General features: G+C 41.0%; 15 protein-coding genes and 2 riboswitches. Of the genes, 14 read left to right on the top strand and 1 reads right to left on the bottom strand.

Features of this window, described 5'->3' with window-relative positions; genetic code table 11:
- Window positions 1-45 precede the first annotated feature (45 nt).
- Both rodA and HPT25_RS02875 read left to right on the top strand, forming a co-directional pair.
- Window positions 46-1,218 carry a rod shape-determining protein RodA gene (gene rodA / locus HPT25_RS02880; RefSeq protein WP_173059663.1) on the top strand — a complete coding sequence of 391 codons (1,173 nt, stop codon included), beginning with the start codon at window positions 46-48 and terminating at the stop codon, window positions 1,216-1,218.
- A 69-nt stretch (window positions 1,219-1,287) separates the two neighbouring features.
- Window positions 1,288-1,539: a DUF2573 family protein gene (locus tag HPT25_RS02875; protein ID WP_173059660.1), complete on the top strand. Its 252-nt coding sequence runs from the start codon at window positions 1,288-1,290 to the stop codon at window positions 1,537-1,539.
- A gap of 75 nt (window positions 1,540-1,614) precedes the next feature.
- Here HPT25_RS02875 and HPT25_RS02870 read toward each other — a convergent pair whose 3' ends face one another.
- On the bottom strand, window positions 1,615-1,749 hold the full coding sequence (locus HPT25_RS02870) for a YuzL family protein (protein ID WP_173059657.1): 135 nt from the start codon (window positions 1,747-1,749) through the stop codon (window positions 1,615-1,617).
- 221 nt (window positions 1,750-1,970) lie between these two features.
- Here HPT25_RS02870 and HPT25_RS02865 point away from each other — a divergent pair, with 221 nt between their 5' ends.
- The 12 genes from HPT25_RS02865 (at window position 1,971) to HPT25_RS02810 (ending at window position 14,770) form a co-directional block, all read left to right on the top strand.
- Entirely contained in the window at window positions 1,971-4,358 is a 2,388-nt protein-coding gene (locus tag HPT25_RS02865) for a 3-hydroxyacyl-CoA dehydrogenase/enoyl-CoA hydratase family protein (RefSeq protein WP_173059654.1), read from the top strand.
- A 99-nt stretch (window positions 4,359-4,457) separates the two neighbouring features.
- Window positions 4,458-5,633, top strand: coding sequence for an acetyl-CoA C-acetyltransferase (locus HPT25_RS02860; RefSeq protein ID WP_173059651.1), 1,176 nt, complete (start codon window positions 4,458-4,460; stop codon window positions 5,631-5,633).
- A 60-nt stretch (window positions 5,634-5,693) separates the two neighbouring features.
- Window positions 5,694-7,475 carry an acyl-CoA dehydrogenase FadE gene (locus HPT25_RS02855; protein ID WP_173059648.1) on the top strand — a complete coding sequence of 594 codons (1,782 nt, stop codon included), beginning with the start codon at window positions 5,694-5,696 and terminating at the stop codon, window positions 7,473-7,475.
- A gap of 170 nt (window positions 7,476-7,645) precedes the next feature.
- Complete coding sequence (locus tag HPT25_RS02850; RefSeq protein ID WP_173059645.1) at window positions 7,646-8,005, top strand: arsenate reductase family protein; 360 nt, start codon at window positions 7,646-7,648, stop codon at window positions 8,003-8,005.
- 89 nt (window positions 8,006-8,094) lie between these two features.
- Window positions 8,095-8,478: a glycine cleavage system protein GcvH gene (gene gcvH, locus HPT25_RS02845; protein WP_173059642.1), complete on the top strand. Its 384-nt coding sequence runs from the start codon at window positions 8,095-8,097 to the stop codon at window positions 8,476-8,478.
- A gap of 506 nt (window positions 8,479-8,984) precedes the next feature.
- Complete coding sequence (locus tag HPT25_RS02840) at window positions 8,985-9,341, top strand: toprim domain-containing protein (RefSeq protein ID WP_173059639.1); 357 nt, start codon at window positions 8,985-8,987, stop codon at window positions 9,339-9,341.
- Window positions 9,342-9,348: 7 nt separating this feature from the next.
- Entirely contained in the window at window positions 9,349-9,657 is a 309-nt protein-coding gene (locus tag HPT25_RS02835) for a thioredoxin family protein (protein ID WP_173059636.1), read from the top strand.
- Between the two features lie 261 nt (window positions 9,658-9,918).
- The gene (locus tag HPT25_RS02830; RefSeq protein ID WP_173059634.1) at window positions 9,919-10,293 is read left to right on the top strand and encodes an SCP2 sterol-binding domain-containing protein; all 375 of its coding nucleotides are present in this window, start codon (window positions 9,919-9,921) and stop codon (window positions 10,291-10,293) included.
- 66 nt (window positions 10,294-10,359) lie between these two features.
- Window positions 10,360-10,463: riboswitch (SAM riboswitch) on the top strand.
- An 80-nt stretch (window positions 10,464-10,543) separates the two neighbouring features.
- Complete coding sequence (locus HPT25_RS02825) at window positions 10,544-11,860, top strand: O-acetylhomoserine aminocarboxypropyltransferase/cysteine synthase family protein (RefSeq protein ID WP_173059631.1); 1,317 nt, start codon at window positions 10,544-10,546, stop codon at window positions 11,858-11,860.
- A gap of 127 nt (window positions 11,861-11,987) precedes the next feature.
- Window positions 11,988-12,092, top strand: a riboswitch (SAM riboswitch).
- A 129-nt stretch (window positions 12,093-12,221) separates the two neighbouring features.
- On the top strand, window positions 12,222-13,247 hold the full coding sequence (locus HPT25_RS02820) for a methionine ABC transporter ATP-binding protein (RefSeq protein WP_173059628.1): 1,026 nt from the start codon (window positions 12,222-12,224) through the stop codon (window positions 13,245-13,247).
- The gene (locus HPT25_RS02815) at window positions 13,240-13,911 is read left to right on the top strand and encodes a methionine ABC transporter permease (RefSeq protein WP_173059625.1); all 672 of its coding nucleotides are present in this window, start codon (window positions 13,240-13,242) and stop codon (window positions 13,909-13,911) included. Before HPT25_RS02820 ends, HPT25_RS02815 begins: the two co-directional genes overlap by 8 nt.
- A gap of 22 nt (window positions 13,912-13,933) precedes the next feature.
- Entirely contained in the window at window positions 13,934-14,770 is an 837-nt protein-coding gene (locus HPT25_RS02810) for a MetQ/NlpA family ABC transporter substrate-binding protein (protein WP_173059623.1), read from the top strand.
- Window positions 14,771-15,103: the final 333 nt, after the last annotated feature.

The following is a 15,103-nucleotide window of genomic DNA, read 5'->3' as shown; positions in this document are numbered from 1 at the left end:
TAATGAATGAATGTACAAGTTCTTAATTAAGGTGGAGACTGAGAAGTGACTTCAAATAGCAACACAACTTCTAAAATTGACTATAGTCTTGTTTTTATTTTGTTATTATTATTTTTGGCAAGCTGTGTCTCGATATATAGTGCCCAGATGAGCGGGCAGTACCATGAAAACTTTTTAGTAAAACAAATTCTCTGGTATGGTGTCAGCGCCTTGATTGTTGCCGGCGTTATGAGGCTGGACTCCGACCAATTGCGAAAAATATCGTGGTATTCTTATGGGTTTGGCCTTTTTTTGCTCGTTTTAATCATCGTTGCCCCTCAAAGTATAGCTCCAGTGATCAACGGGGCAAAAAGCTGGTTCAAGGTTCCGGCAATGGGTTCCTTGCAGCCGTCAGAGTTTGTTAAGGTATTTGTTATTTTGGCGCTTGCAAGGGTGATTGATGATCATCATATGAAAAACCCAGTTAGATCTACCTCATCTGATTATTGGTTATTAATCAAGCTGGGGATTGTCACTATGGTTCCTGTTGCGTTAATAATGAAGCAGCCTGACTTGGGAACATCACTTGTATTTATCTCGATATTTCTTGGCATGATGCTGATATCTGGTATTAGCTGGAAAATTCTCGTACCGCTGTTCACTACTGGAATTGTGCTGATTGTGACAATCTTTTATTTCATTCTCTGGCAGCCTGATTTATTGGAAAAATATCTGGGTGTAAAGCAATATCAATTTGGTCGGATCTATTCTTGGCTTGACCCGTATAATTACCAAAGCTCTGAGGGCTACCAGTTGACAAAATCCATCCTAGCCATCGGTTCCGGTCAGACATCAGGAAAAGGATTAACGAATCGTGATGTGTATCTGCCGGAAAGTCAAACTGATTTTATCTTCAGTGTAGTAGGTGAGGAATTTGGATTTATTGGCGCAAGCGTGCTAATCAGTCTATTTTTCTTATTGGTTTACCATATTACGAAAGTCGGAATGGAAACGAAGAATAAATTTTATACGTATGTATGTGTCGGGGTCATTAGCATGATTACCTTCCACGTCTTCCAAAATATTGGCATGACCATCGGAGTACTGCCCATTACAGGTATTCCGCTTCCATTTATCAGCTATGGCGGCAGTTCATTAATGGGGAACATGATGGGACTTGGATTGATTTTTTCCATTCGCTATCACTATAAGAAATACATGTTCTCAGCAGAATCATAGAAATGGAAAAAGAGCGAATTGGTCGCTCTTTTTCCATAAGGACTAATAAAAAAGAAAGATGGTGCCACAATGAAAACAGAATTCGCACAGCAATTTGAAGCATTACTAGAAAAATACAGCGAACTTCTCGTCGGCGACAGCAGCGAAGATATAAAAGAAAAAGTCCAAACATGGGCAATTTACAGTCACATCGGAAAATCGATGCCAGCCTTAATCCAACACTGGAGTTCCCTTTATCCAGAAGCGCGCGAAGAAATGAAACAAATCATCCAAGAAATCAAACAACTCAACGAACAGCATCGGCAGTCAACCAAGAAATAGAAAGGAAAATAAAATAAATTAAATTAGGTGTCAGGCACCATGTGAAATTTTCACATGGTGCCTGACACCCATTTTTTAACCTCTTTTATATTGATTATTTTGGCTGTTTTGTTTGTCAACTTGAGCGTGTTCGCCGCCTGGTCCGCCATTGCCTTTGACACTGGCTGCGCTTACGCCAGCTTTGGATGGATCTTTTTTCACTCTTGCCATCGCAATTATCACCTCAAGGATAGAATACCCGTAATATGAAAAATATATCGGCATCAAGGGGGGAAAATTATTTTTCAAAAAAATTTCAATTTTCCGCGTTTATAGATTGCAGAAATTTTTAAAATATTTTATATTTATTAATAACAAGGCTCATTCATTAGGTGAATTTTTTTTAACAAAAAAATGAATGAGTGTTCATTCAAGTGTTGAAGGGGGAGACAATGTTGAGCCAATTGATTAAAAAAGCAGCTGTATTAGGTTCCGGTGTTATGGGATCAGGTATTGCAGCACATTTAGCAAATATCGGTATTCCAACACTATTATTGGATATTGTGCCACGTGAACTGACAAAAGAAGAAGAAGCAAAAGGCCTTACCTTACAGGATATGCAGGTACGAAATCGTATTAGCACCCAATCGATTCAAAAATTATTAAAGCAAAAGCCGGCACCATTAACCTCCAAGAAGAATTTAGCTTTAATCGAAGCAGGCAATTTGGAAGACGATTTAGTGAAGTTAAAAGATATCGACTGGGTAATCGAAGTAGTAGTTGAAAACCTAAACGTAAAGAAACAAATTTTTGATAAGGTAGATCAGTTCCGAAAGCCTGGCAGCATCATCAGTTCAAACACATCCGGTATCTCAGTGGAAGCAATGGTGGAAGGTCGCTCAGAGGATTTCCAAAAGCACTTCCTTGGAACACACTTCTTTAACCCGCCGCGATACCTGAAATTATTAGAAATCATTCCGACCCAATACACAGACCCAGAAGTCCTCTCCTTTATGAAAACGTTTGGCGAAGATGTTTTAGGCAAAGGTGTTGTAGTGGCAAAAGATACACCAAACTTTATCGCCAACAGAATTGGCACATATGGTCTTCTCATGACAGTCGAAGAAATGTTAAAAGGCGGCTACAGTGTCGGTGAAGTGGATTCAATTACAGGACCGCTAATCGGCCGTGCCAAAAGTGCGACTTTCCGCACTCTTGATGTCGTAGGTTTGGATACCTTCTATCATGTAGCAGGAAACGTCTATGAAAAGGTCAATGGGAAAGAGAAAGAAGTCTTTGAAGTGCCGGCTTTCCTCAAAACAATGGTGGAAAGAGGATGGCTTGGCAGCAAATCCGGGCAAGGGTTTTTCTTGAAAAAAGGTAAAGAAATTTTGGAGCTTGATCCAAATACATTGGAATATGGTCCACGCAAAAAACTGTCGGCAATGTCCATCGAACTTGCTAAGCAAGAAAAGAGCACTGGCAGCAAAATGAAAGCGCTTGTTTACGCGGACGATCGAGCTGGACAATTTTTATGGAATACATTTGCACAGTCTGCTATTTACTCCGCCCAGCTATTAGGTGAGATTGCTGACGACATCGTCGCCGTTGACCGTGCTATGAAATGGGGCTTCGGCTGGGAGATGGGCCCATTTGAAAGCTGGGATGCCATTGGTGTGGAAAAATCAGTGCAAAAGATGAAAGATTCAGGTCTGGAAATCCCTGGTTGGGTGACAGATATGCTTGGAAAAGGCTTTACTTCCTTCTATAAAGAAGATGACGGGGATCTCTATTTCTACAATAAAGGTGAATATAAACTAGTTGAAATCAATCCAAAGGTCATGGACCTTAAAAAGATGAAGAAACAAAAAGGTGTTATTAAAAAGAACAGCGGCGCAAGCTTGATCGATATTGGCGATGGAGTCGCATTGCTCGAATTCCATTCACCGAATAATGCACTAGGTCTTGATACGATTCAAATGATTAACTTTGCCGTTGACGAAGTGGAAAAAAACTACAAAGGCCTTGTGATCGGCAACCAAGGTAAAAACTTCTGTGTTGGTGCGAACCTAGCGATGATGCTGATGGAAGCTCAGGATGATAACTACGATGAGCTTGATATGGTGATCCGACAGCTTCATAAAGCAATGCTTCGCGTAAAATACAGCTCCAAACCAGTTGTAGCAGCACCATTTTCCATGACGCTTGGCGGCGGCGCTGAGGTGTGTTTGCCAGCTGCCCACATTCAAGCATCCTCTGAAACATATATGGGTCTTGTAGAAGTAGGTGTCGGGTTGCTTCCAGGCGGCGGTGGTAACAAGGAGCTTTACATGAAGCATTTAGAAAACCTTCCAAATGGTGTCCAATTTGACCTTCAGGCAGTAGCAAATAAAGTATTTGAAACAATCGCTACTGCGAAAGTTTCAACATCTGCTGAAGAGGCTCGCGAAAATAATTTCTTGGATCTCACAGATGGAATCAGTTTCAATGGGGATCACTTACTTTATGATGCCAAACAAGCGGTGCTCGCTTTGCATGAAAAAGGCTATAAAGCAAAAGTTCGCAGAAAAGTTCCTGTCACCGGTGAACCGGGGTATGCTACTTTGCTTTTAGGTGCAGAAGGTATGCGCTTATCCGGGTATCTATCCGAGCATGACATGAAAATTGCTAAGAAAATTGCCTACGTAATTGCAGGCGGAAAAGTGCCATATGGAACAGAAGTGGATGAACAATATCTGCTTGATTTAGAAAGGGAAGCATTTTTAAGTCTGATTAGAGAGCCAAAAACACAGCAGCGCATGCAGCATATGCTTTTGAAAGGAAAACCGTTAAGAAATTAGAAATTTGATTGCTTTAGCGACAGGGGCTGATAATTTCTATCCCTGACTGTTAATAATAGATTCGAATTTTGCTAATTCGCCAGAAAGAGAGGGAACGCAATGAGAGAAGCGGTTATCGTTGCCGGAGCACGGACCCCGGTTGGGAAAGCGAAGAAAGGAACACTTGCTACTGTTCGCCCTGATGACTTGGGAGCGTTGGTGGTAAAAGAAACATTAAAGCGTGCCGGAAATTATGAAGGAAATATAGATGATTTAGTCATTGGTTGCGCAACGCCTGAAGCAGAGCAAGGGATGAACGTAGCAAGAAATATTGGTGCATTAGCAGGACTGCCGCATACGGTTCCGGCCATCACAGTCAACCGTTTCTGTTCTTCCGGACTTCAAGCCATTGCCTATGCGGCACAAGCCATTATGCTGGGGCATACAGATACGGCGATTGCCGGCGGCGTTGAATCCATGAGCTTGCTGCCAATGGGCGGACATGTGATACGTCCAAATGCCAAGCTGGTTGAAACAGCTCCGGAATATTATATGGGAATGGGTCACACAGCTGAAGCCGTAGCAAGCAAATACGGTATTTCCCGCGAAGATCAGGATGCCTTTGCAGTAAGAAGCCATCAGCGTGCTTTTAAAGCCATCCAGGAAGGAAAATTCGTCGATGAAATTGTCCCTGTTGACGTAACATTCCGTACGGTTGGCCTGGACAACAAACTTGTTGAAAAAACGGTTCAATTCACAACTGATGAGGGTGTCCGGCCTGACACTAACCTAGAAACGTTAGCGAAATTGCGTCCTGCATTTTCGGTGACAGGCAGCGTAACAGCTGGAAACGCCTCACAAACAAGTGACGGGGCAGCTGCCGTCATGGTGATGGATCGTGAAAAGGCTGAATCTCTTGGCCTTAAGCCATTGGCAAAATTCCGCTCTTTTGCTGTTGGCGGAGTCCCGCCGGAAATTATGGGCGTTGGCCCAGTGGTAGCAGTACCAAAAGCTTTACAGCTTGCTGGATTACAAGTTTCTGATATCGATTTGTTCGAATTAAATGAAGCGTTTGCTTCCCAATCCATTCAAGTCATCCGCGAGCTGGGCCTTGAAGAAGAGAAAGTAAATGTCAACGGTGGTGCAATCGCTCTGGGCCATCCGCTGGGCTGTACAGGTGCAAAATTGACGCTAACCCTCCTGCATGAATTAAAACGCAGAAATCAGCAGTTTGGTGTAGTTACGATGTGTATTGGCGGCGGTATGGGTGCTGCGGGTGTGTTTGAATTACTTTAATTGTAGAACGGAGTCATCAATTTGGCTCCCTGTAAATATCATCGATTAGGAGGAATTAGAATGACTGAAACGAAAAAAATCATTAAAGGCGGAAGCTTTTTAATTGAAGATATTTCATATGATCAACTGCTGACTCCAGAAGACTTTACCGAAGAACATTTAATGATTGCCAAAACGGCTGAAGACTTTGTGGAAAAAGAAGTCCAACCAGTGCTGGAGAAACTGGAAAATCATGAATTCGATATTACTGTTAAGCTTTTAAAAGAAGCAGGTGAACTTGGCCTTTTAGCGGCGGACGTACCGGAGGAATACGAAGGACTTGGCTTGGACAAAATTACTTCCTCACTTATCACCGAAAAAATGTCAGGCGGCGGCGGATTTGCGCTTTCTCATGGTGCGCACGTTGGAATCGGCTCCCTGCCAATCGTTTTATTCGGAAACGAAGAGCAAAAGAAAAAGTATCTACCAGCTCTTGCATCTGGTGAAAAATTAGCTGCCTATGCCCTAACTGAGCCAGGCTCGGGTTCTGATGCACTTGGCGCCAGAACAACTGCAAAATTAAATGCGGAAGGAACTCATTATATTTTAAATGGAGAAAAACAATGGATCACCAACGCCGGCTTTGCAGATGTATTTGTGGTCTATGCCAAGATTGACGGCGAAAAATTCTCTGCCTTCATCGTTGAAAGAGAATTTCCAGGAGTCTCTACTGGTGCAGAAGAGAAGAAAATGGGAATTAAAAGCTCCTCTACCCGTACTCTTATTTTAGAAGATGTACCCGTTCCTGTTGAAAATTTATTGGGCGAAATTGGCAAAGGACATGTCATCGCTTTTAATATCTTAAATATCGGACGTTACAAACTGGCAGTAGGTGCTGTTGGAGGTTCCAAAAAGGCAATAGAAATGACCATTAAATATGCAAACGGACGTCAGCAATTTAAAACGCCAATTTCTCAATTTAACTTAACTAAAGAAAAATTCGGTACATTGGCTTCAGAAATATATGCGGCTGAAAGCTCCGTATGGCGTACAATTGGTTTGTACGAAGAAAACCAAGGAAAGCTTTCCGACGAAGAAACAAAAGATATAAAAGTACTCGCTAACTCCATTGCCGAATATGCGATTGAATGCTCCTTAAATAAGTTCTTTGCCAGTGAAGTATTGGCCCATGTTGTCGATGAAGGTGTTCAAATTCATGGAGGATACGGATTTATGCAAGAATATCCAATTGAAAGAGCATACCGTGATGCCCGTATCCAACGGATCTTTGAAGGAACAAATGAAATCAACCGCTTGCTAGTACCAGGAACTCTTGTAAAAAAAGCCATTAAAGGAGAACTTCCGTTATTCCAAAAAGCAATGGCTCTTCAAGAAGAACTCATGATGTTAATGCCGGAAGAGCCAGGTGATGAGCCGTTAGTACAAGAAAAATACTTGGTGAAAAATGCGAAAAAGATTGCATTGCTAGCAGCTGGTCTGGCAGCACAAAAATACGGTAAAAACCTTGAAGCTGAGCAAGAAATTCTCGCTAATATTGCTGATATCATTTCAAACGTATATGCAATGGAATCTGTCGTGTTACGTACTGAAAAAGCTATTGCGAAAAATAGTTTAGATAAGAGTGGTCAAAAATTGCTTTATACACAAATTTTCTGTCAGGAAGCCTTTAATGTAATCGAAGCCATTACCAAAGAAACGCTTGTTGCAGTTGAACAAGGTGATATGCTTCGTATGATGCTGACTTCCCTTCGCAAGTTTACACGCCATACCCCAATAAACGTTATTGCGAAAAAACGTGAAGCAGCAGATGTCCTAATTGCTGCAGAACGCTATGTTGTTTAATGAATCCAGATTCGAAGCCTTTCATTTATGAGAGGCTTCTTTATTATTAAATTTTTATCTGAAAGGAAGGATTTTTGCAGAATTCGTCGAAATTCTAAGTTGGAAAATTTTTTGTTTTGAAATCATTATGGTAATATGTGTTTAGATTTTAGTAAAAGGCGGTGAAACAAATGTCTCTCACTTTTTACTGGTATCCAAAGTGCGGCACATGCCGGAACGCGAAGAAATGGCTGGATGCCCATAATATCCCGTATGAAGCAGTACATATTGTTGATCATCCTCCATCACGTGAGGAATTGGAAAAGCTCTATCGCAGCAGCAGCTTGGAATTAAAAAAATTCTTCAATACTAGCGGTTTAAAATATCGTGAATTAGGGGTAAAAGATAAACTGAAGACCGCCACTGATGAAGAATTGTTGGATTTGCTTGCCTCTGAAGGCATGCTAATCAAAAGACCAGTGTTAACAGATGGAGAACATGTGACAGTGGGTTTTAAAGAAGAAGAGTTTGAAAAGATGTGGAGCAAGTAATTATAAGAGCTCTGGAAAGCGATTTGGATCATTGGAATCGATGCAATTCGATGATAGATTATTACATTTTACTTGGAGGGATTTAAGCGATGAGTATACCAAAAGAACTGCGTTATTCTGAAGAACATGAATGGGTAAAAGTGGAAGGCGAAAAAGTGCGTGTCGGGATTACTGATTTTGCTCAGCATGAATTAGGTGACATAGTTTTTGTTGAACTTCCAGAAATTGGGGATGAAGTAACCGCCAATGAACCATTCGGCAGCGTGGAATCTGTAAAAACCGTATCTGAGCTTTATGCACCTGTCAGCGGCAAAGTAGTAGAAGTAAACGAAGACTTAAGTGACAGTCCAGAATTTGTAAACGAATCACCATACGAAAAAGCATGGATGATTGTAATCGAGTTATCCAATCCAAGTGAGCTTGATGAATTACTGACTGCTGAGCAATATGAAGAAATGACAAACGAAGAATAATTTGACGACGAAGGGCACCTTTTAAAGGTGCTTTTTCTATTTTACGGATAGGCTATCTTAAAGAATATTGTTGATATTTAAGACTGTTATTGGAACGGAAGACACGAGACTTCTCGAAGATGCTAGCGTATTTTCTTCGTACGTGGGCGGATTCAAGGATGTGTTTCAATGTCCTGCGGGAGTACGAGGCTGGGGAGACACCGCAGGTGCTTTTGCACCAAGGTGGCTTCCCGGCACGCCCGCGAACCGCTCGTACCTAGAGCGGATATCAACAGCCAAATTTAACAGCGCCTACGAATAAAAAATTTTACTAAGCAAATACCTATTTTTATACTGACAATAATGATATAGTTAACATACTAAAGAAAACTCTCTTCACTAGTGAGTTCCTAAAGGAAAAAAAAGAAAGGAAAGTTATACTTCCCTTTCCGCCAACAAAGGGACACACGGAATCAAGCATTTAGAATATGTTAACATTAAACAAATACTTTTACAGGTGATGGTCTATGAATGATTTGTATGTTGACAAAGTTCTTATTGTCGAAGGAAAGTCGGATAAAAATCGGGTTAAAAACATCTTAAAGGAACCTGTTGAAATCATTTGTACAAATGGCACCATTAGTATCACTAAATTAGATGAATTGATTGATTTTCTTGAAGATAAGGAAGTCTACATTTTAGTTGATGCTGACGAGGCAGGCGAGAAACTTCGCAAACAGCTGAAAAGGGAGTTTCCACAAGCAGAACATCTATATATCGATCGGATGTATCGTGAGGTTGCAACAGCTCCAATTAAACACTTGGCAACAGTGCTTTTAAGCGCGAATATCGATGTTCATACTGAATACTTGGAAATGGGATAACAGCTTAATGAATGAATGGAATTTAAGTGACTTCTCTTCGTTCCTCGATCAACAGAAATCGGGGCTGGCTTATTTGTACACGCCTATGTGCGGTACCTGTCAATTGGCCTCCAAAATGCTCCAGGTTGTCGAGGAACTCGTAGAGATTGAAATCGGAAAAATGAATTTAAACTATTATGCGGAACTAGCAGAGAGATACAAAGTAGAGAGTGTCCCGTGCTTGCTCTTTATTGAAAATGGAGAGGTAAAGGACATGATGTATGCATTTCAATCTGTTCCGTATTTATTGGATAGAATTAAACAGGTTTTAGAGTAAAGCAGCTGCGTATAATAGTGGCTGCTTTTTGTGTTTCATGAGAAAGGGATCCTACGAAAGCCAAGAACGAATGCGCTAACTCTTTTCGTGTTTCCTTTATCTCAGTTGAAGCTCTCCAGCACACATTCAAGAACTTGCTCTTTTTTAATTGCGACATATTTCTCGGGAAATCATCATTTTTCTCTTTCCTGACATATTAATTGTCGAGCAAAAAACAAAGGAATACTGGAATCATTGCTGAATAGAATAGGTATAACTTTCATGAGCGGAGTGGTGGAAATGATTGAAGCCATTAATACCTTTTTACAGCAAGTTAAGGTCCGTGAACACATTGTTCCTTTAATTCAACAAGCTGATTTGCGGGTTAGTCTTCACTGCCACGCAGCCCCTGTACAATTAGTCATTAAAAACGGAGAGATCTTGATGCTGCATGATTCAGAGCAGCAAATCAAGCCAAACAATGTCATCTGGGGAAGCGCTCACGCCTTTGAGCTGCTTCTTGAAGGGAAAACAAGACTTAGGGAATTGGAGAGGAACGGTGATCTTAAAATTGAAGCATCATTAAGGATGATCCTCCTTTTGGAATCCATTTTTTATTTAACAAAAGCTCGGCAAGATTTTGCCAAAATCATCTAATAAAACGATTACAATTGAAGGAAGATTCAGATATTATTATTGCGATATTCTATCAATTCAATAAAATTCTTATCAAGAGTGGTGGAGGGAACTGGCCCAATGAACCCCGGCAACCGGTTAGAAACACGGTGCTAAATCCAGCAAAGCTTACGAGCTTTGGAAGATAAGAAGAGCGGCATCCTCCTCTTCTTATGAAGCTGGGGGTATTTTGTTGGAGGAAAATAGTTTTAAATAAAAAGGAGCGATTGTAATGGGAGAGAATCAAAAGAAGTATCGTTTTGAAACATTAAGCGTTCATGGGGGATTAACACCAGATCCGGTAACTGGCGCACGAGCGGTACCGATCTATCAAAACAATGCGTATCAATTTAAAAATACGGAACATGCGGCAAATCTCTTTTCGCTGGCAGAACCAGGGTATATATATACTCGGATTCACAATCCAACGACAACTGTATTTGAAGAAAGAGTTGCATTATTGGAAGGCGGAGTGGGTGCCCTGGCAGTAGCCAGCGGTATGGCAGCCATTACACTGGCAATTTTAAACCTTGCCCAGTCAGGAGATGAAATTGTCGCGGCTTCCAATCTGTATGGCGGAACGTATAATTTATTTGCGGTGACTCTACCGAAATATGGAATCCATGTTAAGTTCGTTGACCCGGAAGATCCAGAAAATTACCGTGCTGCGATTACGGAAAAAACAAAGGCTGTGTTTGCCGAGACCATAGGAAATCCAAGTTTAAGAATATTAGATATTGAAAAAGTGGCCGAAATTGCCCATGAATTCGGTGTGCCGTTGATTGTTGATAATACATTTGCTACTCCCTATTTGTGCAGACCGATTGAACATGGTGCTGATATCGTCGTCCACTCTGCGACAAAATGGCTTTTGGGTAATGGCACCACAACTGGCGGCATTATTGTTGATGGCGGTAAGTTCGATTGGAATTCGCGGAAATTCCCGGGCTTTACGATACCAGATGCTAGCTACCATGATCTTGTCTATGCACAAGCGCTTGGACCAATTGCGTATATTATAAAAGCACGGGTCCAGTTACTTCGCGATCTTGGTCCAGCCTTAAGTCCGCAAAATGCCTTTCAGTTTGTGTTAGGGCTTGAAACGCTTCATGTACGAATGAAAGAGCATGTATCAAATACCAAAAAGGTTGTGGAATACTTGTTAAAGCATCCTGCAGTCCAGTGGGTTTCTTATCCGGGCCATCCTTCACATCCTGATTATGAGCTGGCGAAAAAATATTTGCCAAAAGGTGCAGGCTCAATGGTCGTGTTTGGTATTATAGGCGGCAAGGCGGCAGGAGCAAAATTAATCGATACGATCAAGCTTTGGGCTCATGTTGCCAATGTCGGAGACGCCAAAAGCTTAATTATTCATCCAGCAAGTACCACACACCAGCAACTCGATGCCGAAGGATTGATAGCTGTTGGGGTATCAGAGGATTTGATCCGACTCTCTATTGGAATCGAAAATGTAGAGGATTTGGTGGAAGATCTTGAATCTGCAATAGAAGTAGCGACGGGTTTATCTTCATTGAACACAAAAGTATAATATTACCACTTCGTGATTTGACGAAAATTGCAGAAAATTCCGTTGACACAAATTTTTATCCATGGTACGATAGCTTTCGTACTAAATGGATTGCGTTAAAACGAATTGAATATAGGATTGCTTTAAGCTCTTATCGAGAGAGGTGGAGGGATGTGCCCTATGAAGCCCGGCAACCGTCATTTATTTGAAATGGTGCCAATTCACACAAAGCATTTGCTTTGAGAGATGGGAGAAAGGATTGATTTATAATGCCTTTCTGCCTACGCAGAAAGGTTTTTTATTTTTCTAATATAAAGAATCATTCTTGAAAAACAGTCAAACCCTATATGTAAGCAATCTGGACAGAAAGCAGGTGATTTAGGTGATATCAATAAAAAATGTTCGAAAGATCTATCCTTCCAGACAGGGGCAGCTTACAGCAGTAGATGAAGTGAACCTGGAAATAAACGAAGGTGAAATCTTCGGAGTGATTGGTTATAGCGGTGCCGGTAAGAGTACTTTGATTCGAATGCTGAATGGTTTGGAACTGCCCTCTGAAGGAACTGTAACAGTAGCTGGACGTGAGATTTCAAAAATCAAAGGTGCTGAGCTCCGGAAAGCTCGCCAGGAAATCAGTATGATTTTCCAACATTTTAACTTATTGTGGTCAAGAACGGTAAGTCAAAATATCGCCTTCCCGTTGGAAATTGCCGGGGTACCCGCTGCCCAGCGCAAGAAAAAGGTGGAAGAACTGATTAAGTTAGTAGGACTTGAAGGCAGAGAGAATGCTTATCCTTCACAGCTGAGCGGCGGCCAAAAGCAGCGTGTCGGAATTGCTAGGGCGCTCGCGAATAATCCGAAAGTGCTGCTTTGTGATGAAGCAACCTCAGCGCTTGACCCGCAAACAACGGATTCTATTTTGGATTTACTGGTGGATATCAATAAGCGGTTAGGATTAACAATCGTATTGATCACACATGAAATGCATGTAATCCGAAAAATCTGCCACCGGGTAGCAGTTATGGAGAGCGGGAAAATTGTTGAACTTGGTCCGGTGTTAGATGTCTTTAAAAACCCTCAAGCACCAATTACCAAAAGATTCGTTCAACAAGTGACGGAGCCTGAAGAAACAAAAGATACGGCTGAGCATTTGCTCGAGCGCTATCATTCTGGACAGGTTGTCCAGCTAACCTTTATTGGGGAGTCAGCGGAACAGCCGGTAATTACTAATCTAATCCGGAATCATAATGTTACAGTAAATATCCTCCAAGGGAAAATTTCACAAACCCGAAGCGGTTCCTACGGCACTCTTTTCATTCATCTAGATGGTGATCAAGATGAAGTCAGCAAAGCTGTGGATTTCATTCGATCCCAGCAGGTTGGAGTGGAGGTGGTAAACAATGGATAACTATCATGCATTTAAAGATATTGATTGGCAGGGGATGTGGGATGCCTCGAAAGAAACCCTTTATATGTCGGGAATTTCCGTTGTGGCAACTTTTATTCTTGGGATTATCCTTGGATTGCTATTGTTCCTGACATCAGAGGGAAGTATGTGGCAAAATAAGCCGGTTAATATTGTGATTAGTGTCGTTGTCAATGTTTTTCGCTCTATTCCTTTTATTATTTTAATTGTTTTATTAATTCCATTTACAAATATGCTTTTTAAAACAATGATTGGTCCAAATGGTGCACTGCCAGCACTAATTATCGGTGCTGCTCCGTTTTATGCCAGAATGGTGGAAATCGGGCTAAGGGAAATTGATAAGGGCGTCATTGAGGCAGCGAAGTCAATGGGTGCAACTACAGGCACGATTATCTGGAAAGTATTGCTTCCGGAATCCATGCCAGCTCTTGTTTCCGGCATTACGGTTACGGCGATTGCTCTTGTCAGCTATACGGCAATGGCCGGGGTAATCGGAGCAGGAGGACTGGGGAATCTCGCCTATCTTCAAGGTTTTGAGCAAAACCGAAATGACGTAACATTTGTTGCGACAGTGATCATTTTAGTAATTGTATTTATTGTTCAATTTATTGGTGATGTTATTACCAAGAAATTAGATAAAAGATAAAAAATAAAAAGGAGAGTTCAACATGAAAAAGTGGGTTAGTTTATTTTTAGCATTATCCCTAGCGCTTGTATTAGCAGCTTGCGGAACATCATCATCAGACAAGTCACAAGGAAGCAGCAGCAAAGAAACAACATTAACTGTCGGTGCATCAGCTGTACCGCATGCCGAAATTTTAAAGCAGGCTATTCCGCTTTTAAAGAAACAAGGCATCAACTTGAAAATTGTTACATTCCAAGATTATATTTTGCCAAACAAAGCATTGGCTTCAAAACAACTTGATGCTAACTATTTCCAGCACATTCCTTATCTAGAGTCACAAAACAAACAATTTGGTTATAACTTTGTCAATGCTGGCGGTATTCATATTGAACCAATCGGTGTTTACTCTAAGAAATACAAAAAGTTAAGTGATCTTCCAGATGGCGCTCATATTCTTATGAGCAACTCTGTAGCTGACCATGGCCGTCTTCTTTCATTACTCGAAAATGCTGGTTTAATTAAATTAAAAGCTGGCATTGATAAAACAAAAGCAACACTTAAAGATGTTGCTGAGAATCCTAAACATCTTAAATTTGATGCTAATTATGACGCAGCATTACTGCCAAAAATTTATCAAAACGGCGAAGGTGATGCCGTATTAATCAATTCTAACTATGCCCTTCAAGCTGGCTTAAATCCAATGAAAGATGCGATTGCTCTTGAAGATAAGAATTCACCATATGTGAACGTTATTGCAGTTCGTAAAGGTGATGAAAATAAACCAGCAATCAAAGCACTTGTTGAAGTTCTACATTCCAAAGAAATTCAAAATTGGATTATTAAAAAATACGGTGGCGCAGTTGTTCCTGTCACTCAATAATATATAAATAGGTAGAAAATCGGAGAAAAGTCAGTGGAAGCCCGCTGGCTTTTCTTTATGCTTGATCGAAAAAGCAAAGCTTCAAGGGCAACAACGCTTTTCATTGCAATAAAGGCTCGCCTTTTTGCAAGCCTTTATTGCCTCTACATGATTTCACTCCAACAGGTGAAGAATAGAGATAAATTTGTTTAGAGTCTCCTTGGTAATTTTCCAGAATTAATGTATGATTTTATTCGGGTTATTTAATTAAAACGCTCTGTGAACCTTAGCTGTTAATATACGCTCTATCAACTGAGTGGCAAAATCAACAATGTGCTTTAACATTAAAAACAA

Source organism: Neobacillus endophyticus, assembly GCF_013248975.1.
GTDB lineage: Bacteria > Bacillota > Bacilli > Bacillales > Cytobacillaceae > Neobacillus > Neobacillus endophyticus.
This window is presented reverse-complemented; position numbering and strand designations above follow the sequence as displayed.

What these genes read in the sequence shown, in the direction of transcription:
- HPT25_RS02875 (WP_173059660.1), top strand. Translation starts at nt 1,288, where the DNA reads ATGAAAACAGAATTCGCACAGCAATTTGAAGCATTACTAGAAAAATAC.
- HPT25_RS02870 (WP_173059657.1), bottom strand. Translation starts at nt 1,749, where the DNA reads ATGGCAAGAGTGAAAAAAGATCCATCCAAAGCTGGCGTAAGCGCAGCC.
- HPT25_RS02865 (WP_173059654.1), top strand. Translation starts at nt 1,971, where the DNA reads ATGTTGAGCCAATTGATTAAAAAAGCAGCTGTATTAGGTTCCGGTGTT.
- HPT25_RS02860 (WP_173059651.1), top strand. Translation starts at nt 4,458, where the DNA reads ATGAGAGAAGCGGTTATCGTTGCCGGAGCACGGACCCCGGTTGGGAAA.
- HPT25_RS02855 (WP_173059648.1), top strand. Translation starts at nt 5,694, where the DNA reads ATGACTGAAACGAAAAAAATCATTAAAGGCGGAAGCTTTTTAATTGAA.
- HPT25_RS02850 (WP_173059645.1), top strand. Translation starts at nt 7,646, where the DNA reads ATGTCTCTCACTTTTTACTGGTATCCAAAGTGCGGCACATGCCGGAAC.
- gcvH (WP_173059642.1), top strand. Translation starts at nt 8,095, where the DNA reads ATGAGTATACCAAAAGAACTGCGTTATTCTGAAGAACATGAATGGGTA.
- HPT25_RS02840 (WP_173059639.1), top strand. Translation starts at nt 8,985, where the DNA reads ATGAATGATTTGTATGTTGACAAAGTTCTTATTGTCGAAGGAAAGTCG.
- HPT25_RS02835 (WP_173059636.1), top strand. Translation starts at nt 9,349, where the DNA reads ATGAATGAATGGAATTTAAGTGACTTCTCTTCGTTCCTCGATCAACAG.
- HPT25_RS02830 (WP_173059634.1), top strand. Translation starts at nt 9,919, where the DNA reads ATGAGCGGAGTGGTGGAAATGATTGAAGCCATTAATACCTTTTTACAG.
- HPT25_RS02825 (WP_173059631.1), top strand. Translation starts at nt 10,544, where the DNA reads ATGGGAGAGAATCAAAAGAAGTATCGTTTTGAAACATTAAGCGTTCAT.
- HPT25_RS02815 (WP_173059625.1), top strand. Translation starts at nt 13,240, where the DNA reads ATGGATAACTATCATGCATTTAAAGATATTGATTGGCAGGGGATGTGG.
- HPT25_RS02810 (WP_173059623.1), top strand. Translation starts at nt 13,934, where the DNA reads ATGAAAAAGTGGGTTAGTTTATTTTTAGCATTATCCCTAGCGCTTGTA.